Genomic DNA, 19,390 nt, shown 5'->3' on the forward strand with positions numbered 1-19,390 from the left:
GATCACATCCGGAAGAGGCCGAAGGCCGTGTCGGGAAGCGGGGAGCGGCAGATCACGTCGAGGGCGAGCCCGAGCACCGTGCGCGTCTCGGCGGGGTCGATCACGCCGTCGTCCCAGAGCCGCGCGGTCGAGTAGTACGGGTCGCCCTGCTTCTCGTACTGCTCGGCGATGGGCGCACGGAACGCGGCCTCGTCCTCCGCGCTCCACTGGTCGCCGCGCGCTTCCAGCTGGTCGCGCTTGACGGTGGCGAGCACGCTGGCCGCCTGAGCGCCGCCCATGACGGAGATACGCGCCGCCGGCCACATCCAGAGGAACCGCGGCGAGTACGCCCGCCCGCACATCGAGTAGTTGCCCGCCCCGAACGACCCACCGATGACGACCGTGAGCTTGGGGACGCGCGCCGTCGCGACCGCGGTGACCATCTTCGCGCCGTTCTTGGCGATGCCGCCCGCCTCGTAGTCGCGACCCACCATGAACCCGGAGATGTTCTGGAGGAAGAGCAGCGGGATGCCGCGCTGATCGCATAGCTCGATGAAGTGCGCACCCTTGAGGGCCGACTCGCTGAACAGCACGCCGTTGTTCGCGACGATGCCCACCGGGTGGCCGTGGATGCGGGCGAACCCGGTCACCAGGGTCGTCCCGTACTCGGGCTTGAACTCGTGGAGGCCGCCGGCGTCGACGAGACGGTCGATCACCTCGTGCACGTCGTAGGGCGCCTGCACGTCGACCGGCACGACGTCGTAGAGTCCGGCTGGGTCCGCTGCGGGGTCCAGCGCGGGGACGACCTCCCAGGCCGGAGCGACCGGCGGAGGCAGCGTGGCGACGATGTCGCGCACGATGGCGAGCGCGTGCTCGTCGTTCTCGGCCAGATGGTCGACGACGCCGGAGGTGCGGGCGTGCAGGTCCCCGCCGCCGAGCTCCTCGGCCGTGACGACCTCCCCGATGGCCGCCTTCACGAGGGGAGGGCCGCCCAGGAAGATCGTGCCCTGCTCGCGCACGATGACGGTCTCGTCGCTCATCGCGGGAACGTAGGCTCCTCCGGCCGTGCAGGAGCCCAGCACGGCCGCGATCTGAGGGATCTTGGCGGCGGAGAGGCGCGCCTGGTTGTAGAAGATGCGGCCGAAGTGGTCCCGGTCGGGGAAGACGTCGTCCTGCATCGGCAGAAACGCCCCGCCGGAGTCGACCAGATAGATGCACGGGAGATGGTTCTCGAGCGCGATCTCCTGCGCCCGCAGGTGCTTCTTGACCGTCATGGGGTAGTAGGTGCCGCCCTTGACGGTCGCGTCGTTGCACACGATCATGACGTGCCGTCCGCGGACGAGGCCGATGCCGGCGATCACGCCGGCCGCGGGGCTCTCGTCGTCGTACATCCCCGTCGCGGCGAGCGGCGCGATCTCGAGGAACGGGCTCCCCTCGTCGAGCAGGGTGTCGATGCGCTCGCGCGGCAGGAGCTTGCCCCGGGCCAGATGGCGTTCCCGGGCTCGCTCCGGGCCGCCCGCCGCCGCCGCCGCGAGGCGCTCGTGCAGCTCGGCGACCAGCTCGCGCTGCGTGGTGGTGGCGGGCATCGTGCTCCCTCGTCGTCGTCGACTTTTCGGTTAGTGGTCGCTAACCCGTTTTTAGGTTAGTGTTCATTAACCCAAATGTCCAGCCTCCCGGAGACGCGACGATGACCGAACAGCCCGCCGTCGAGCGACCGACGCAGCGCAGCCGCGCGAAGGCCGACCGCCGTGCCGCACTGCTCGACGCCGCCGCGGCCCTGTTCGCCGAGCGGGGCTACAACGGGGTCTCCATCGAAGACCTGGGCTCCGCGGTCGGGGTGAGCGGTCCGGCGGTGTACCGGCACTTCCCGTCCAAGCAGGCGGTGCTCGCCGCACTCCTGGTCGACGTGAGCCAGGGCCTCCTCGACGGGGGCGCCGCCGTCGAAGAGCGGAGCGACGACGCGGCCGGCGCGCTCCGGGACCTGATCGCGTTCCACGTGGACTTCGCCCTCGGCGCGCCCGACACCATCCGGGTGCAGGATCGCGACCTCGACGCCCTTCCGACCGCCGAGCGGCGCGAGGTCCGGCGCCTGCAGCGCCGGTACGTGGACGTGTGGACGCACGTGCTCGGCACCGTGCACCCGGCCCTGGGCGCCGACGAACTGCGGGTGCGCGTGCAGGCCACCTTCGGCCTGATCAACTCGACTCCGCATTCGGCGCGCATCGGATCCGAGCCCGTCGCCGAGGCGCAGGTGCGCCCGGTGCTGGAACGGATGGCCTGGGCGGCGCTGACGTCGCGCTGACCCGCCGGAGGCCCACGCCCCGGCGTCGGATGGGTGGGTTAGGGTCCAAGGGAGGCATCGAGCTCGAGGAGGCACGTGGGCGACGACACCCCCCGACTGCGGCTGCACCACCGGTTCTGGCGTGCGCTGGGCGTCGTACTGGCAGTGGTGCTGGTGATCGCGGCGGTCGCGGGAGGCGTCGGATTCTGGACGGTCACCCGCTCCTTCCCGCAGACCTCCGGCTCGATCGACGTCCCGGGCCTCCAGAAGCCGGTGACCGTGTACCGCGACTCCGCGGGCGTGCCGCAGATCATCGCGTCCACGGCCGACGATCTCTTCCGCGCCCAGGGGTTCGTGCACGCGCAGGACCGCTTCTGGGAGATGGACTTCCGGCGGCACGTCACCGCCGGACGCCTCTCGGAGATGTTCGGCGCCAGCCAGGTGCCGACCGACACCTTCATCCGCGCGCTCGGGTGGCGGCGCGTCGCCGAGCAGGAGGTGAAGCTCCTCGACCCGACCGCGCTCCGCTACTTCCAGGACTACGCCGACGGCGTGAACGCGTACCTGGTCGCGCACTCCGGCGCGGAGCTGAGCGTCGAGTACGCGGTCCTCGGCCTGCAGAACCCGGGCTACAAGCCGGAGAAATGGACGCCCGCCGACTCGGTCGCCTGGCTGAAGGCCATGGCCTGGGATCTGCGCTCCAACCTGGAGGAGGAGGTCGACCGCGCGCTCCTCGCGGCGACGATGACGCCGCAGCAGATCGCGGACCTCCATCCGGGTTACGACTACGCGGCGCATCCGACGATCACGGTGGAGGGCGGAGGGGATCCGGGCCGCACCACCGCGGACGCGACCGGCGCGACCGCGGCGAACGCGAGTGCGAACGACGACGGGTCTGCCGCGGCCCTCGTCGCGGCACCGCCCGCCGACTACCGCGCCCAGCTGGAGCAGGTCTCCGCGAGCCTGGAGTCCCTCCCCCGTCTGATGGGCCCGGCCGGCAGCGACATCGGCTCCAACTCGTGGGTGGTCTCTGGTTCCCTCACCGACACGGGGAAGCCGCTGCTCGCCAACGACCCCCACCTCGGTGCCTCGATCCCCTCCGTGTGGTACCAGGTCGGACTGCACTGCGCGACGGTGGGCCCCGCGTGCCCGTTCGATGTCTCGGGCTTCGGGTTCTCGGGCTTCCCCGGGGTCGTGATCGGCCACAACGACCGCATCTCCTGGGGATTCACCAACCTCGGGCCCGACGTCGCCGACCTCTACGTCGAGAAGGTCACCGGCGACACGTACGAGTACGACGGTGCGCAGGTGCCGCTCGACATCCGGACGGAGACGATCTCCGTCGCCGGCGGAAAGGACGTGAAGGTGACCGTCCGGTCCACCCGGCACGGGCCGATCGTCACCGATCTGTCGGACGACTATGCCGACATCGCCAAAGACCAGGCCGGCAAGCTCGGCATCCCGGCGCAGCAGTACCAGCTGTCGCTGCAGTGGACCGCGCTCACCCCGGGTCCGACGGCCGGAGCCATCTTCGCCTTCGACACCGCGACGGACTGGACGAGCTTCCGCGCCGCGGCGGAGGGCTTCCAGGTGCCGTCGCAGAACCTCGTCTACGCCGACGTGGACGGTCACATCGGCTACCAGGCGCCCGGCAGCGTCCCCATCCGGGCCGCCGGCGACGGCACGATGCCGGTGCCGGGATGGACCAGTCAGTACGGCTGGATCGGCACGGTGCCGTACGACCGGCTCCCCTCGGTGCTCGACCCGCCCAGCGGGTACATCGTCACGGCCAACAACGCCGCGGTCGGCCCGGACTACCCGGTCATGATCACGCGCGACTGGGAGTACGGCTACCGCGCCAACCAGATCGCGGTCCGCCTCCAGGCACTCGCCGCGTCGGGGAAGAAGATCTCCGCCGCGCAGCTCGCGGACATCCAGGGCGACACCTACGACGCCAACGCCGCGACACTGGTCCCGCTGCTGCAGACCGTCGGCGCGGCGGCGGAGCCGGGCTCGGGCGCGGCCCGCGGCGCCGCGCTCCTGGCGGGCTGGGACTACCACGACGACGGGGACAGCGCCGCCGCAGCGTACTTCGCCGTGTTCTGGAAGAACCTGCTGCACGACGCGTTCGGGCGCAAGCTCCCCGCATCCGCCCCGCCCACCGGCGGCGATCGCTGGTTCGCCGTGGTGCAGAACCTCGCGGCCCACCCGGACTCACCCTGGTGGGCCGACGCCAAGCTCGGCGTGTCCGACCGAGACGGGATGCTCCAGCGCGCGGCCGATCAGGCCTGGACGGAGGCGCGGAGCCTGATGGGCGACGACCCGGCACGCTGGCGCTGGGACCGCATCCACACGCTCACCCTCACGAACGCCAGCCTGGGGGTCTCCGGAGTGGCGCCGGTGGAGTGGCTCCTCAACCGCGGCCCGTACCCCGTCTCGGGCGGCTCGAGCGTGGTCGAGGCGAACGGCTGGGATGCCTCTGTCGGCTACCAGGCCGACCGGGTCCCGTCGATGCGCATGATCGTCGACCTGGCCGACTTCGACCGCAGCCGCTGGATCAACCTGGCCGGCGCCTCCGGGCACGCGTTCGACCCGCACTACACGGACCAGACGGACCTCTGGGTGAGGAACGAGACGCTCCCCTGGGCGTTCAGCCGCGCGGCCGTGGTCGCGGGCGCGCACCAGACGCTGACGCTGCGACCCGCGCGCCGCTGACCAGGCGCGGCAGCGGCTTCGCCTCGGGAGCCCGGTCCACCGGGGCCGGAGCGACTCCGATCAGCGGACGGTCGGCCAGGAACGCTCGCCGCTGCCCGTGTACAACTGCTGCGGGCGGCCGATCTTGGTGGCCGGGTCGAGGTTCATCTCCCGCCAGTGGGCGATCCAGCCGGGGAGACGGCCGATCGCGAAGAGCACCGTGAACATCCGCGTCGGGAAGCCCATCGCCTTGTAGATCACGCCCGTGTAGAAGTCCACGTTCGGGTAGAGCTTGCGGTCGACGAAGTACTGATCCGCGAGCGCGACCTCCTCGAGCTCCTTCGCGATGTCGAGCAGCGGGTCGTGCACGCCCAGCGCGGCGAGGACCTCGTCCGCCGACTGCTTCACGAGCCGCGCGCGCGGGTCGAAGTTCTTGTACACGCGGTGCCCGAAGCCCATGAGCTTGACACCCGACTCCTTGTTCTTCACCCGCTCGACGAACTTCTGCACGCTCTCGCCGGAATCGCGGATGCCCGCGAGCATCTGCAGCACGGCCTCGTTCGCCCCGCCGTGCAGCGGGCCGTAGAGGGCGTTGATGCCGGCGGAGACGGAGGCGAACAGGTTCGCCTGCGTCGACCCGACCAGGCGCACGGTCGACGTCGAGGCGTTCTGCTCGTGGTCCTCGTGCAGGATGAGCAGGCGCTCGAGGGCCCGCGACAGCACAGGGTTCACCTCGTAGGGCTCAGCGAGCGTGCCGAAATTGAGACGCAGGAAGTTGTCGACGAAGCTCAGCGAGTTGTCCGGATAGAGGAAGGCCTGGCCGACGCTCTTCTTGTGCGCGTACGCGGCGATCACCGGGAGCTTGGCGAGCAGGCGGATGGTCGAGAGCTCGACCTGCTCCGGATCGGAGACGCTGAGCGAATCCTGATAGAAGGTGGACAGGGCGGACACGGCGCTGGAGAGCACCGACATCGGGTGCGCGTCGTGCGGCAGCGCACTGAAGAAGCGGCGAAGGTCCTCGTGCAGGAGGGTGTGGCGGCGGATGCGCTCGTCGAAGTCCGCGAGCTCAGTCGGCGTCGGCAGCTCGCCGTGGATGAGGAGCCAGGCCACCTCGAGGAAGGTGGAGTTCTCCGCGATCTGCTCGATCGGGTAGCCGCGATAGCGCAGGATGCCCTGGTCGCCGTCGATGTAGGTGATCGCCGACCGCGTCGCCGCGGTGTTGACGAAGCCGTAGTCGAGGCTGGTCAGGCCGGTCTGCTTGGTGAGGCTGGAGAGGTCGATGCTCGAGGCGCCCGACGTGCTCGGCAGGATGGGGAACTCGGCGACCCCGCCCGGGTAGCGCAGCTCGGCGACGGCCGCCTCCTGCTCGACGGGGCCGGTACGCTCCGTCGGTGCATTCTCGGTGCCGAGTCCAGTCACAACGCCTCCAGGTCTTGGGGTTGGGCAGAGTTGAGCGCGCCGATCGTGGCAGCGCTGCATCATTCGTGCGGGTACAGCCTAACGAACGCGCGAGGCAACTGTCGCATCACGCAAAGCCCGGCCGATCGGGTTAGAGGGAGTCTCCAAATGTGCGGAGACGCTCTGCGGCCGCGGCGATGCGCTCATCCGTCGCGGTGAGGGAGAGCCGCACGTGCTCGGGATAGTGGTCGCCGTAGAAGTGGCCGGGGCCGGCGAGGATGCCGAGGTCGGCCAGCCGGCCGATGCTCTCCCAGGCGTCGCGGCCCTCCGTCGCCCACAGGTACAGGCCCGCCTCGCTGTGATCGACGCGGAAGCCGGCCGCCTCGAGAGCGGGCTTCAGCAGCTCGCGACGCGCGCGGTAGCGTTCGCGCTGCGTCGCCACATGGGCGTCGTCGCCCAGGGCGACGACCATGGCGGCCTGGAGCGGCGAGGGAAGCATCAGACCCGCGTGCTTGCGCACGGTGGTCAGCCTCCCGACCACGGTGCGGCAGCCGGCGACGAACGCCGCCCGGTAGCCCGCGAGGTTCGACTGCTTGCTGAGGGAGTAGACGGCGAGGATGTTGCGACGGTCGTCCCCGATCACCCGCGGATCGAGGACGCTCGGGATGCGCTCGGCGTCCCACGGGGCGTCCCAGCCCAGCTCGGCGTAGCACTCGTCGCTCGCGAGGTAGGCGCCGAGTTCCCGGGCCCGCTCGACGGCCGCGCGCAGGTCGTCGACCGACAGCACCCGCCCGTCGGGGTTCCCGGGACTGTTCAGCCAGATCAGGCGCGTGTTCTGCGGCCATTCGGCCGGGTCGTCGCTCGCCAGGGTCTCCGCCCCGGCCATCGCGGCCCCGATGGCGTAGGTCGGGTACGCCGCGCGCGGATGCACGACGACGTCGCCCTCCCCCAGTCCGAGCAGGAACGGCAGGAACGCGACGAGCTCCTTCGACCCGATGGTCGGGAGCACGTTGTCGACGGTGAGGCCGGGGACCCCGCGGCGACGGGCGAACCACCCCACGATGGCCTCCCGCAGCGCCGGGGTGCCGACCGTCTGCGGGTAGGCGTGCGCGTCGGTCGCCTCGGCGAGCGCGGCACGGATGAGCGCGGGGGTCTCGTCGACCGGCGAGCCGATCGAGAGGTCGACGATTCCGCCGGCGTGCGCACGGGCGCGCTCCGCGTACGGCGTCATCTGATCCCAGGGGTACTCCGGGAGTTCTTTCAGCGCCACGTCAGTGCGCCTGCGGCGGCAGGGCGGAGATCAACGGGTGATCCTTGGCGATCACGCCGACCTTGGCCGCGCCGCCGGGTGAGCCGATGTCGTCGAAGAACTCGACGTTGGCCTTGTAGTAGTCCGCCCACTCCTCGGGGAGGTCGTCCTCGTAGTAGATGGCCTCGACGGGGCACACGGGCTCACAGGCGCCGCAGTCGACGCACTCGTCCGGGTGGATGTAGAGCGACCGTTCACCCTCGTAGATGCAGTCGACCGGGCATTCGTCGATGCACGCGCGGTCTTTGACGTCGACGCACGGGAGGGCGATGACATAGGTCACGGTGGTTCTGATCCCTTCGCGAGAGCTTCGAGAGGTTCGAGGCGAGCCTCGGGAGCTACCCGTCTAGCTTATTCCGATATCCGCGGAGCCCTATTCCGAAACGGCGGGGCCGGGCTCCATGGCCGCCGCGGGCTCGGGGCGCGCCGGCCGGCGACGCACGTCGGGCCAGGCGACCACCACGGCGGCGATCAGGATCGGCGCCACGAGCCAGATCTGGCCGGCGAGCGTGTTCGGGATGAGCACCGAGCCCCCCGGGCTCTGCTGCGCGAAGAGCAGCACGGACGCGATCGCGCCGAGCGCGGCGAGGATGGCGGGCACCCGGGTCGCCGCGAGGAGCCGGAGTCCGACCAGCAGCGAGGTGTACGCGAGAAGCGCGCCGATCAGCCCGAGCGGGATGCCCACCCCCCAGGTGACGTCGATCGGGTGCGCGACCGTGCCGACCGCTCCGACCAGGAGGCCGGCGAGCACGAGCAGCACGGCGTTGAGGATCCGGCTGAGCATTCTCGCATCCTATCTGGACAGATCGAGAGGTCAGGACGTACGCTCGATCGGTAAGGTTAGCCTTACCAACCCCCTTTCCCTCTCCAGCAAGGTCCTCTGTGCTCGCGAACTATCTGATCGGCCTCCGCGAAGGCCTCGAGATGGCGCTCATCGTCACCATCCTCATCGCCTACGTCGTCAAAGTCGGCCGGAAGGACGTGCTCTCCAAGCTCTGGATCGGCGTCGGCATCGCCCTCGTCGTCCCGCTCGGCATCGGAGCCCTGCTGACCTGGGGCCCCTACGGCCTGAGCTTCCAGGCGCAGGAGATCGTCGGCGGCGGGCTCTCGGTGGTCGCGGTCGCGTTCGTGACGTGGATGATCTTCTGGATGGGCAAGACCGCCCGGTCGATGAAGTCCCTGCTGCACGAGCGACTCGACTCGGTGCTGGTGGGCGCGGGATGGGGGGTCGTGATCCTGGCCATGCTCAGCGTGGGCCGCGAAGGCATCGAGACCGCGCTCTTCGTGTGGGCCACCGTCGACAGCGCGGGCGGCAGCTGGGAGCCGTTCGTCGGCGCGCTGCTCGGCCTGCTGACCGCCGGAGTGCTCGGCTTCCTCCTCTACCGCGGCATGGTCCGCATCAACCTCGGCACCTTCTTCGCCTGGACGGGCGCGTTCCTCATCCTCGTCGCGGGCGGCGTGCTGGCGTACGGCGTCGGCGACCTGCAGGAGGCCGGCGTGATCCCCGGCGCGGGCATCCACGCCTACGACATCAGCGCCGCCATCCCGGCCTCCAGCTGGTACGGCACCGTGCTCGCCGGTGTGATCAACTTCAACCCGTCCCCGACCTGGTTCCAGGTCATCGCCTGGTTCGGCTACATCATCGTCGTCTCGTTCTTCTACATCCGCGCCCAGCGCGCCGCCCACCGCCCGCCGGCGGCCTCCGGAGCCCCCGGCCAAGCGGCGGGCACCCCCGTCGCCTCCTGAGGCGGCCCCACGCACGCACCCCGACACCGCATTCCACAGCACCCGAAGAGAAAGCACAGCACCCACATGGCTCGATACCGTCCACTCGGCGTGATCGCCGGCAGCATCGCCGGCGCCGCCGCCCTCGCCGCCGCCCTCACCGGCTGCGTCCCCAACACGGCGACCGCCGAGGCCGAGGCGATCTCCGTCACGCTCGACGACGACGCCTGCACCGTGTCGACCGCGACGGCACCGTCCGGCCCCGTCACCTTCCAGGTCACCAACAAGGGCACCGACGTCAACGAGTTCGAGGTGCTCGCGCAGGACAAGCTCCGCATCGCGGGCGAGAAGGAGAACATCGGCCCGGGCACGACGGTCAACTACGTCGTGCAGCTCGCCGAGGGCGACTACTTCACGGCCTGCAAGAAGGGCATGGTCGGCAGCCCGACCTCCGTCACCGCGTTCACCGTGACCAAGGGATCGGGTGACACGAAGACCGCGAGCGAGAGCAAGCAGGTCGCCCAGGCGGTCACCAACTACACCAGCTATGTCAAGGACCAGGCGGGTCAGCTCCTCACCGCGACGAAGGCGTTCGCCGCCTCGTACGAGAGCGGCGACGACGCGGCGGCGCAGGCGCAGTATCCGGCCGCGCGCATGTTCTACGAGCGCATCGAGCCTACGGCCGAGCAGTTCGGCGACATCGACCCGGCGCTCGACCTGCGCGAGGCGGACCTCGAGCAGGGTCAGGACTGGACCGGCTGGCACCGCATCGAGAAGGACCTCTGGGCTCCGGCCGGGTTCACCCCGTCCGACGCCGCCGGGCGCAAGGTGCTCGGCGATCAGCTCGTCGCCGACACCCAGAAGCTCTACGACCTCGTGTACGCCAAGGACTTCACCCTCACGCTCGACCAGATCTCCAACGGCGCCAGCGGCCTGATGGAGGAGGTCTCGCGCAGCAAGATCACCGGTGAGGAGGAGACCTTCTCGCACACCGACCTGTGGGACTTCAAAGCGAACGTGGAGGGCGCGGAGGTCGCGTACGGCACCGTCCGTGACATCCTGTTGGAGAAGGGCAGCACCGGGAAGAGCGCCGCGAAGACGCTCGACACGGAGTTCGCCGCCATCGACAAGCTCCTCGCCCAGTACACCTCGGGCGACGGCTACGTCAGCTACACCCAGCTCACGACCGAGCAGGTGAAGGAGCTCTCCGACGAGGTGAACGCCCTCAGCGAGCCGCTGAGCCAGCTGACATCGATCCTCGTCAAGTAGGAGTCGCGTGAGCGAGGAAACACCCGCCGAACGCCCGGGGTCCGCCGAGGACCCCGGGCGGTCCGGACTGTCCCGGCGTGGGCTACTCGGCCTGGCCGGGCTCGGAGTCGGCGCCGGGGTCGTCGGATTCGGCGCCGGGATCGCGGTCGATCGCGCGGCCTCGGGCGCCCAGGCCGCCACCAGCGCCGTCTACCCGTTCTACGGAGAGCACCAGGCGGGGATCACGACGCCCGTGCAGGACCGCCTCCACTTCGCCGCGTTCGACGTCGCCCCCGGGCTCGACCGTTACGGCCTGATCGAGCTGCTGCGCGACTGGACGGTGGCCGCTGCTCGGATGAGCCAGGGCAAGGCCGCCGGCACGTACGGCCCGGCCTCGGGCCCGTCGGACCAGCCCCCGGATGACACGGGCGAGGCCCTCGACCTGCCGCCCGGGGGGCTCACCCTCACCTTCGGCTTCGGGCCGACCCTCTTCACCGCGGCCGACGGCCGGGACCGGTTCGGGATCGCGTCGAAGCGTCCGGACGCACTCGTCGATCTCCCCCACTTCCCCGGCGACGCTCTCGTCGACGCGGCCAGCGGGGGCGACCTCTGCATCCAGGCCTGCAGCGAGGACCCGCAGGTCGCCGTGCACGCCATCCGCAACCTGTCGCGCATCGCCTTCGGGCGGGCGGCGATCCGGTGGTCGCAGCTCGGCTTCGGCCGCACCTCCTCCACCTCCCGCAGCCAGGTGACGCCGCGCAACCTGTTCGGCTTCAAGGACGGCACCGCGAACATCAAGTCCGAGGACCAGAAGGTGGTCGAGGACCAGGTGTGGGCCGCCGGCTCCGACGGCGCCTCCTGGATGGCGGGCGGCTCGTACCTCGTCGCCCGGAAGATCCGCATGGTCATCGAGAACTGGGACCGCCAGCAGCTCGGCGAGCAGGAGCGCATCATCGGCCGCGACAAAGGCGAGGGCGCCCCGCTCTCGGGAGGCACGGAGTTCAGCGACCCGAACTTCCTCGCGCTCGCCTCCGACGGCGGCACGAAGATCGACCCGGACTCGCACGTCCGCCTCGCACACCCCACGATGAACGACGGCGCCCAGCTGCTGCGCCGCGGCTACAACTTCGTGGACGGCAACGACGACCTGGGCCGGCTCAACGCCGGGCTGTTCTTCATCGCGTTCCAGCGCGACCCGCGCAGACAGTTCATCCCCATCCAGACCCGGCTCTCCCGCAGCGACCTGCTGAACGAGTACCTCAAGCACGTCGGCTCCGGCGTCTTCGCCGTGCCTCCCGGCGCGACCGAGGGATCCTACGTGGGCGCCGGGCTCTTCACGTAGCCCGCACATTCGTGCCGAATGCACGAAAAGGGGTGGGGATTCGCGACATTCGTCACGAATCCCCACCCCTTCGTCGTCGGCGCTACGCGTCCTGGCGCTTGAGGCGGGCGGCGGCGCGGCCGCGCGCGGTGGCGTCGAGCTCGACCTTGCGGATGCGCACGGCCTCCGGGGTCACCTCGACGCACTCGTCCTCGCGGGCGAACTCGAGGCACTCCTCGAGGGTCAGCTGACGCGACGGCGTCATGGACTCGAACGTGTCGGCGGTGGAGGAGCGCATGTTGGTGAGCTTCTTCTCCTTGGTGATGTTCACGTCCATGTCGTCGGCGCGCGAGTTCTCGCCGATGACCATGCCCTCGTAGACCTCCTCGGTGGGGTTCACGAAGAAGCTCATGCGCTCCTGCAGCGCGATGATCGCGAACGGCGTCACGACGCCGGCACGGTCGGCCACGATCGAGCCGTTGCTGCGGGTGACGATCTGACCGGCCCACTCGTCGTAGCCGTGCGCGATGGCGTTCGCGATGCCGGTGCCGCGCGTGGTGGTGAGGAACTCGGTGCGGAAGCCGATGAGGCCGCGCGACGGCACGATGAACTCCATGCGCACCCAGCCGGTGCCGTGGTTGGTCATGTTCTCCATGCGTCCCTTGCGGGCGGCGAGCAGCTGGGTGATCGCGCCGAGGTACTCCTCGGGGGCGTCGATCGTCAGGTGCTCGTACGGCTCGTGCGTCTTGCCGTCGACCTTCTTGGTGACCACCTGGGGCTTTCCGACGGTGAGCTCGTAGCCCTCGCGGCGCATCTGCTCGACGAGGATGGCCAGCGCGAGCTCGCCGCGGCCCTGCACCTCCCAGGCGTCCGGACGGCCGATGTCGAGAACGCGCAGCGACACGTTGCCGATGAGCTCACGGTCCAGGCGGTCCTTGACCATGCGGGCCGTCAGCTTGTGGCCCTTCACCTTGCCGACCAGAGGCGACGTGTTGGTGCCGATGGTCATGGAGATCGCGGGCTCGTCGACGTGGATGGCGGGAAGCGGACGGACGTCGTCCGGGTCGGCCAGGGTGTCGCCGATCATGATGTCGGCGAAGCCGGCGACGGCGACGATGTCGCCCGGGCCCGCGGACTCGGCCGGGTAGCGGTCGAGCGCCTTCGTCATCAGCAGCTCCGTGACGCGGACGTTGTGCACGTCGCCGTCGTGACGCACCCAGGCGACGGTCTGGCCCTTGCGGAGGGTGCCGTTGAAGATGCGGAGCAGCGCGAGTCGGCCGAGGAACGGCGAGGCGTCGAGGTTGGTGACGTGCGCCTGCAGGGGCGCCTCGGGGTCGTAGCTCGGTGCCGGGATGTGCTCGAGGATGGCCTCGAACAGCGGCTCGAGGTCGTCGTTGTCGGGCAGCTCGCCGTTGGCCGGCTGATTGCGGCTCGCCGCGCCGGCGCGGCCGGACGCGTACACGACGGGCACGTCGAGGATGGCGTCGAGGTCGAGATCGGGCACGTCGTCCGCGAGGTCGCTCGCGAGTCCGAGGAGCAGGTCCTGGCTCTCGCCGACGACCTCCTCGATGCGGGCGTCGCCGCGGTCGGTCTTGTTCACGGCCAGGATGACCGGCAGCTTGGCCTCGAGCGCCTTGCGCAGCACGAAACGGGTCTGCGGGAGCGGGCCCTCGCTCGAGTCGACGAGCAGGACGACCCCGTCGACCATCGACAGACCGCGCTCGACCTCGCCGCCGAAGTCGGCGTGGCCCGGGGTGTCGATCACGTTGATGGTGATCGGGCCGTTCGTGGCGTGCTTGCCCTTGTACGAGATCGCCGTGTTCTTGGCGAGGATCGTGATGCCCTTCTCACGCTCCAGCTCGTTGGAGTCCATCGCGCGCTCTTCGACGTGCTCGTGGTCGCCGAACGAGTTCGTCTGGCGCAGCATGGCATCGACCAGCGTGGTCTTGCCGTGGTCGACGTGGGCCACGATCGCGACATTGCGCAGATCGTCGCGGTGGGCGACGGCGTTCTCGGACATGCGTGAGGGCTCGACTCTCGTCAGGAGGTTTTCGGGGAACGGTCCATTCTATCCCCTCCGGACAGCACGGAACGCCGCCCCCGCGCTCGGCGGGGACGGCGTTCCGTGACGATCCGGTGGACGGGAGGTTACAGGCCCTGCGCCACCGGCGGCTCGGGCTCCTGCGGCAGACCCTCGTTGACCGGGGCGGCCTCGTCGGAGCCGGCGGCCAGCAGCTCGAGACGCAGAGCCCGGCGCGCGCGCTGCTGCTCCGGGTCCGGGAGCGGCACCGCGGCGAGGAGGCGCTGGGTGTACGCCTCCTTCGGGTAGCGGAGGATCTCGTCGCGGGTGCCGACCTCGACCAGGCTGCCGTGGTGCATCACCGCGATGCGGTCGGCGAGGACGTCGATGACTGCGAGGTCGTGGGTGATGAACAGGCAGGCGAAGTTCATCTCCTTCTGGAGCTGCTGCATGAGCTCCAGCACCCGGGCCTGCACCGACACGTCCAGCGCACTGGTCGGCTCGTCCGCGATGAGCACCTGCGGCTTCAGCGACAGGGCGCGGGCGATGCCGACACGCTGCTTCTGACCGCCCGAGAGCTCGTGCGGGAAGCGGCTGCGGTACGCGCGGGGAAGCTCGACGCTGTCCAGGAGGCGGTCCACCTCCTTGGCGAGGTCGGCGCCCTTGAGTCCCTTGGCGAGGCGCAGCGGCTCGCCGATCGAGTCGGCGATCTGCAGGCGCGGGTTCAGCGACGACGACGGGTCCTGGAAGACGATGCCGACGTTGCGGTGCAGCTTGCGGATCTCGTCGCGCTTGGCGTTGCTGATGTCCTGCCCGGCGACGACCAGCCTGCCCGAGTGGATGGGCAGAAGACCGATGGCCGCGCGGCCCAGGGTGGTCTTGCCGGAGCCCGACTCGCCCACGAGGCCGACGACCTCGCCCTCGTGGATGGTCAGATCGATGTCGGTCGCGGCCCGGAACGCGGGCACACGCCCGTGCTTCGGATATTCGATCGAGACCTTGTCGAAGTCGACCACGACCGCTCGCTTGTCCATCTCGGACTTCTCGTGCTCGGCGGCGGCGAGGCGCTCGTTGGCGCGGATGCGCTCGGCGAAGGCGGCGTCGGGGTTCTCGGTGCCGGCGGCGAGGGCGGCGGTCGTGTCGATCTCCTCGTCCTCACGCTGGCCGAGGTGCGGAACCGCGTCGAGCAGAGCGATCGTGTACGGGTGCTGCGGAGCCGCGAAGACGCCCTCCACGGTGCCCGCCTCGACGATGTCGCCCTTGCGCATCACGACGATGTTGTCGGCCAGGTCGGCGACCACGCCCATGTCGTGCGTGATGAGGAGGATGGCACTGTCGAGCCGGTCGCGGAGGCTGCGCAGCAGCTCCAGGATCTCGGCCTGCACCGTGACGTCGAGGGCCGTGGTCGGTTCGTCGGCGATGAGCAGCTTCGGGTCGCACGAGATCGACTGGGCGATCATCGCACGCTGCCGCTGGCCGCCGGAGAGCTGGTGCGGGTAGGAGTTGAAGGCCTTCACCGGGTCCGGCAGCTCGACCATGTCGAGCAGTTCGAGCGCGCGCTCCTTCGCCTCGTGCGGCGACATGCCGTAGTGGATGCGCAGCGTCTCCACGATCTGGAAGCCGACGGTGTAGACGGGGTTGAGCGCCGTCATCGGCTCCTGGAAGATCACGGCGACCTGGTTGCCGCGGACGCGCCGCATCTGCGACTGCGAGAGGCCGGTGATCTCGCGCCCCTCCAGCTTGATCGACCCGCGGATGCGCGAGTTCTTCGGCAGGAGGTCGAGGATCGCCATCGAGCTCGCACTCTTGCCGGAGCCGGACTCGCCCACGATCGCGAGCACTTCGCCCGCCTTGATCGAGTAGTCGAGCTTCTTGGCCGCGGGGACCCAGACGCCGTCGACGCCGAAGTCGACGGAGAGGCCGCTGACCTCCAGGACGGGGGCTCCGGTCACGACGCCGGCCTGACCGGTGGTGGTGTCGGTCATGATTCGAGGTTCCTTTCGGGAGCGGTCGGCGTCGGGATGCCGTGTGGGCGGGATGAGAGCATGGAACCATGCCCTACGTCCCCTCCCCCGACCGCGAGGTTTTCGTGTCCCGGTTCAACCGGGTGCTTGCCGTCCTGGTCTGGGCGGCCGCCGCCGTCCTGACCGTCGGGCTGCTGGTGAGCGTCCACGACGCCCGTCTGCTGTACGTCGTTCCGTGCGCGCTGTTCGCGCTCATCGGCTGGGCGATGCTGTGGCGTCCGCTGTTCGTCGTCGACCGCGACGGCCTGACCGCCGTCAACGTGACGCGGACCGTGCACATCCCCTGGGAGGCGCTGATCCATGTCGACACCAAGTACGCGCTGACGCTCTACACCCCGGGCCGGAAGATCCCGGTGTGGTCCGCACCCGCGCCCGGCACCAGCCGGACGCTGCGCGCCACCCGCGACGAGACCAAAGGACGCGTGGGCCGGCCGAGCGTCGAGGCCACGGTGCGCCGTCCCGGCGACCTGCTGTCGACCGAGTCGGGCGCCGCCGCCGAGGTGGTGCGCCGCCGCTGGAGCGAGCTCCAGGCGTCCGGCGCCATCGAGGCGGGCCGCGCCGAACAGGCGCCCGTGACGAGCCGCTGGCACGTGGCGACGCTGTGCGGCATCGCCGTGCTGCTGGCAGGCACGGTCGCCGCCCTGCTCCTGGCCTAGCGGGTCCAGGAGCACGGCGGCGAAGCGGGAGGTCACAGCACGTCCTCCGCGAGGGCGGCGCCCGTCGTCGGGCCGCCGTCGCCGCCCTCACCCGACTCCGGCTCCTGCTCGCGCATCTTGCGCAGGTTGAAGCGGCGATGGCGCGGGTCGAACGCGTCGCGCAGTCCGTCGCCGACGAAGTTGACCAGCAGCGCGAGGGAGACGATGAACGCCGCCGGCCACCAGAACAGCCACGGCCGGGTCTGGAACGCGGACTCGTTCGAGCTGATCAGGAGACCGAGTGACACGTCGGGTGCCTTGATGCCGTAGCCGAGGAACGACAGGGCCGTCTCGAGCAGGATGGCCGAGGCCATGATCAGGGTCGACGCGACGATCACGACGCCGATCGCGTTCGGCAGGATGTGCTTGAAGATGATGCGCATGTCCGACGCGCCGGCCACACGGGCCGCCTCGACGAACTCGCGCTCGCGCAGGGAGAGGAACTCGCCCCGGACCAGTCGGGCGATGCCCATCCAGGAGAAGAAGCCGAGCATCAGCGCGAGGAAGAACGCGCCGAGTCCGCCGAAGGCGTGGCCGACCACGGAGCCGATCACGAGCGCCGGGATGACGATGAACACATCGGTGATGCGCATCAGGATCGCGTCGACGACGCCGCGGAAGTACCCGGCGATCGCGCCGACGACCACGCCGACGACACTCGCGATGAGGCCGAGGACGATCATGACGAGCACCGAGTTCTGGATGCCGCGCATCGTGAGTGCGAAGTAGTCCTTGCCGATGCGGTCCTGACCGAACGGGTGCTCCGCCGAGGGCGAGCCCTGCTGGAACTGGTCGTTCAGCTCGGTGTACGAGTACTTCCACCAGCCGTGGATCGGGCCGATGCCGATCGCCGAGACGGAGAAGAGCACGATCAGGATGAACAGGATGGCGCTGCCGACGGCGACCTTGTTGGAGAGGAATCGCTTCCAGATGAGCTTGCCCTGGCTGACGGGCGGCGCGCTGGGCGCCTCCAGCTCGTCGGCGATGCGGGATTCGGGAGCAGACATTTATCGGACCCTCACTCTCGGGTCGAGTGCGGCGTAGGCGAGGTCCGCGAGGAAGTTGAACAGGATGGCCATGACCGCGATCACGAGGAAGTACGCCATGACCGGGTTGAGGTCGCCGCGGCTGAGTCCGGCCGCGAAGATCGACCCCATGCCGGGGATGGCGAACACCTTCTCGGTGATGATGGCGCCACCGAGCAGCGCGCCCACGTCGAACGCCACGAGGGTGGTGATCGGGATGAGCATGTTGCGGAAGGCGTGGCGCACGACGACCGTGCGCTCGGGGAGGCCCTTCGCCCGGGCTGTGCGGATGAAGTCCTGGTTGAGGACCTCGAGCATGCCCGCCCGCGAGTAGCGGGTGTACGACGCGAACGAGATCAGCAACAGGGCGATCGTCGGCAGGAGCAGGTGAGTGAAGGTGTCGAGCCCGGTCTCCCACATGTCGCCGGTGAGGCCCGGCGTCGAGGAGCCGACGGTCGCGATGGGACGGCCGTTGGTGTCCTGGAAGTACTGCGGCCACGCCTGCATGAAGCGGTCGACCAGGATCAGGAAGCCCGAGACGATGCCGACGATGACGGAGATGCGCATGTTCTGACCGCGGTCGTATCCGCCGACGAACCAGCCGACCGCGAGGCTCACGATGACCGCGACGACCGCCAGGATGGCGATCGTCGCCGGCGTGGAGACCGCGAACAGGCCCTGCAGGGCGAAGTAGCAGACGAGGGCGATCGCTCCGGTGATCGCCGCCGAGATCAGCGCGCGGCGGTTCTGGAGGCCCGAGATCAGCGCGGTCGTTCCGACGATCACGGCGGCGATCAGGATGATCATGACCACCGGGCCGAGGCCGGGCTGGAGGAACCAGTTCAGCGCCGACATCAGCAGCAGCACACCGGCGGTGGCGACGCCCGAGATGCCGAAGGTCCAGACCCTCCTGCGCAGGTCGCCGCCGATCAGGGATTGCCAGATGAAACCGGCGACGATGCCGATGATCACCGCCACCCACCACGGGATCACGGGGTGCACGAGGAAGTTGTTGAACCCGATGGCGACGAACTCCTTGAGGAGGACGGCCACGAGGAAGGCCGGGAGGGAGTACAGGAAGAAGCTGAGGAACGTGACGACGTTGTCGAGTCCGCTGTACTGCCGGAGGGCCGTGACGATTCCGATCGTCACACCGAGGAGGATCGCGAGGATCAGCGCAACCGTGACCAGCTGGATGGTCGAGCCGAGCGCCTGCGGGAGGATGTCGACCACCTTGGCGTTCGACACCGTCGAGCCGAGGTCGCACGCGTTGGCGAACGGAATGAGGCACTTGGCCGCGCCCCCGAGCCAGAGCAGCCACCGCAACGGCGGGATGACATCGAGGTCGAGCAGCTGCACGCGGGCGGCGATCAGCTGCGTCTTGTTCGGGGAGTTGCTGCTCCGGAGGTCCTGGAGCGGGTCGGCGCTGTAGGCCACCAGCATGTACATCAGGAACGAAGCGGCGATGATGATGAGCACTGAGACCAGTAGGCGTCTCAGGATGAAACTCGCCATAGGTGGGGAACCCTTACTGACAGGACGCGCCGAACGGGTGGGGCGGCGGGCTGGGCTCGCCTGGGCGCGTCTCGGATGGGCGGACGGATCGCGTCCACCGACTACATGATACGGGGCGCCGGCCGGAGAGCCGACGCCCCGCCGCAGGAGAGTGCC

15 protein-coding genes are annotated in these 19,390 nt (G+C 69.7%); 6 read left to right on the plus strand and 9 right to left on the minus strand.

Annotated elements, in window-relative coordinates:
- Positions 1-2: 2 nt before the first annotated feature.
- On the minus strand, positions 3-1,565 hold the full coding sequence (locus IT072_RS13070) for a carboxyl transferase domain-containing protein (RefSeq protein WP_223357256.1): 1,563 nt from the start codon (positions 1,563-1,565) through the stop codon (positions 3-5).
- 101 nt (positions 1,566-1,666) lie between these two features.
- Between IT072_RS13070 and IT072_RS13075 the strand changes: the two genes are divergently transcribed.
- Both IT072_RS13075 and IT072_RS13080 read left to right on the plus strand, forming a co-directional pair.
- Positions 1,667-2,281, plus strand: a complete 615-nt coding sequence (locus IT072_RS13075) for an SACE_7040 family transcriptional regulator (protein WP_223357258.1) — start codon at positions 1,667-1,669, stop codon at positions 2,279-2,281.
- Positions 2,282-2,356: 75 nt separating this feature from the next.
- Positions 2,357-4,975, plus strand: coding sequence for a penicillin acylase family protein (locus IT072_RS13080; protein WP_223357259.1), 2,619 nt, complete (start codon positions 2,357-2,359; stop codon positions 4,973-4,975).
- A gap of 60 nt (positions 4,976-5,035) precedes the next feature.
- On the opposite strand, the gene IT072_RS13085 is transcribed toward IT072_RS13080, so the two are convergent.
- From IT072_RS13085 to IT072_RS13100, 4 genes are all read right to left on the minus strand, one after another.
- Positions 5,036-6,298 (minus strand): citrate synthase, encoded by a 1,263-nt coding sequence (locus tag IT072_RS13085; protein WP_223360977.1) that lies wholly within the window; start codon positions 6,296-6,298, stop codon positions 5,036-5,038.
- Between the two features lie 205 nt (positions 6,299-6,503).
- On the minus strand, positions 6,504-7,622 hold the full coding sequence (gene dapC, locus IT072_RS13090; RefSeq protein WP_327058910.1) for a succinyldiaminopimelate transaminase: 1,119 nt from the start codon (positions 7,620-7,622) through the stop codon (positions 6,504-6,506).
- Position 7,623: 1 nt separating this feature from the next.
- On the minus strand, positions 7,624-7,944 hold the full coding sequence (gene fdxA, locus IT072_RS13095) for a ferredoxin (protein WP_185276994.1): 321 nt from the start codon (positions 7,942-7,944) through the stop codon (positions 7,624-7,626).
- A 90-nt stretch (positions 7,945-8,034) separates the two neighbouring features.
- Entirely contained in the window at positions 8,035-8,445 is a 411-nt protein-coding gene (locus IT072_RS13100; RefSeq protein WP_223357261.1) for a hypothetical protein, read from the minus strand.
- A 98-nt stretch (positions 8,446-8,543) separates the two neighbouring features.
- Between IT072_RS13100 and efeU the strand changes: the two genes are divergently transcribed.
- From efeU to efeB, 3 genes are all read left to right on the plus strand, one after another.
- Positions 8,544-9,407, plus strand: a complete 864-nt coding sequence (efeU, locus tag IT072_RS13105) for an iron uptake transporter permease EfeU (protein WP_223357262.1) — start codon at positions 8,544-8,546, stop codon at positions 9,405-9,407.
- Between the two features lie 66 nt (positions 9,408-9,473).
- On the plus strand, positions 9,474-10,655 hold the full coding sequence (gene efeO / locus IT072_RS13110; RefSeq protein WP_223357263.1) for an iron uptake system protein EfeO: 1,182 nt from the start codon (positions 9,474-9,476) through the stop codon (positions 10,653-10,655).
- 7 nt (positions 10,656-10,662) lie between these two features.
- Positions 10,663-11,976: an iron uptake transporter deferrochelatase/peroxidase subunit gene (gene efeB / locus IT072_RS13115; RefSeq protein ID WP_223357264.1), complete on the plus strand. Its 1,314-nt coding sequence runs from the start codon at positions 10,663-10,665 to the stop codon at positions 11,974-11,976.
- 82 nt (positions 11,977-12,058) lie between these two features.
- On the opposite strand, the gene typA is transcribed toward efeB, so the two are convergent.
- Positions 12,059-13,975 (minus strand): translational GTPase TypA, encoded by a 1,917-nt coding sequence (gene typA, locus IT072_RS13120; protein ID WP_223357265.1) that lies wholly within the window; start codon positions 13,973-13,975, stop codon positions 12,059-12,061.
- 128 nt (positions 13,976-14,103) lie between these two features.
- On the minus strand, positions 14,104-15,960 hold the full coding sequence (locus IT072_RS13125; RefSeq protein ID WP_223357266.1) for an ABC transporter ATP-binding protein: 1,857 nt from the start codon (positions 15,958-15,960) through the stop codon (positions 14,104-14,106).
- A 68-nt stretch (positions 15,961-16,028) separates the two neighbouring features.
- Here IT072_RS13125 and IT072_RS13130 point away from each other — a divergent pair, with 68 nt between their 5' ends.
- Positions 16,029-16,655, plus strand: a complete 627-nt coding sequence (locus tag IT072_RS13130; RefSeq protein ID WP_223357267.1) for a PH domain-containing protein — start codon at positions 16,029-16,031, stop codon at positions 16,653-16,655.
- A gap of 32 nt (positions 16,656-16,687) precedes the next feature.
- Here IT072_RS13130 and IT072_RS13135 read toward each other — a convergent pair whose 3' ends face one another.
- Together IT072_RS13135 and IT072_RS13140 are read right to left on the minus strand one after the other, a co-directional pair.
- On the minus strand, positions 16,688-17,701 hold the full coding sequence (locus tag IT072_RS13135; RefSeq protein ID WP_223357269.1) for an ABC transporter permease: 1,014 nt from the start codon (positions 17,699-17,701) through the stop codon (positions 16,688-16,690).
- Positions 17,702-19,234 carry an ABC transporter permease gene (locus tag IT072_RS13140; protein ID WP_223357271.1) on the minus strand — a complete coding sequence of 511 codons (1,533 nt, stop codon included), beginning with the start codon at positions 19,232-19,234 and terminating at the stop codon, positions 17,702-17,704.
- Between the last annotated feature and the right edge of the window lie 156 nt (positions 19,235-19,390).

Origin of the sequence: Leifsonia sp. ZF2019 (assembly GCF_019924635.1) — a bacterium.
Lineage (GTDB): Bacteria > Actinomycetota > Actinomycetes > Actinomycetales > Microbacteriaceae > Leifsonia.

Coding starts and splice junctions, on each gene's coding strand:
- IT072_RS13100 (WP_223357261.1), bottom strand. CDS start 8,445: ATGCTCAGCCGGATCCTCAACGCCGTGCTGCTCGTGCTCGCCGGCCTC.
- IT072_RS13135 (WP_223357269.1), bottom strand. CDS start 17,701: ATGTCTGCTCCCGAATCCCGCATCGCCGACGAGCTGGAGGCGCCCAGC.
- efeO (WP_223357263.1), top strand. CDS start 9,474: ATGGCTCGATACCGTCCACTCGGCGTGATCGCCGGCAGCATCGCCGGC.
- IT072_RS13070 (WP_223357256.1), bottom strand. CDS start 1,565: ATGCCCGCCACCACCACGCAGCGCGAGCTGGTCGCCGAGCTGCACGAG.
- IT072_RS13075 (WP_223357258.1), top strand. CDS start 1,667: ATGACCGAACAGCCCGCCGTCGAGCGACCGACGCAGCGCAGCCGCGCG.
- IT072_RS13130 (WP_223357267.1), top strand. CDS start 16,029: ATGCCCTACGTCCCCTCCCCCGACCGCGAGGTTTTCGTGTCCCGGTTC.
- IT072_RS13140 (WP_223357271.1), bottom strand. CDS start 19,234: ATGGCGAGTTTCATCCTGAGACGCCTACTGGTCTCAGTGCTCATCATC.
- typA (WP_223357265.1), bottom strand. CDS start 13,975: ATGTCCGAGAACGCCGTCGCCCACCGCGACGATCTGCGCAATGTCGCG.
- IT072_RS13125 (WP_223357266.1), bottom strand. CDS start 15,960: ATGACCGACACCACCACCGGTCAGGCCGGCGTCGTGACCGGAGCCCCC.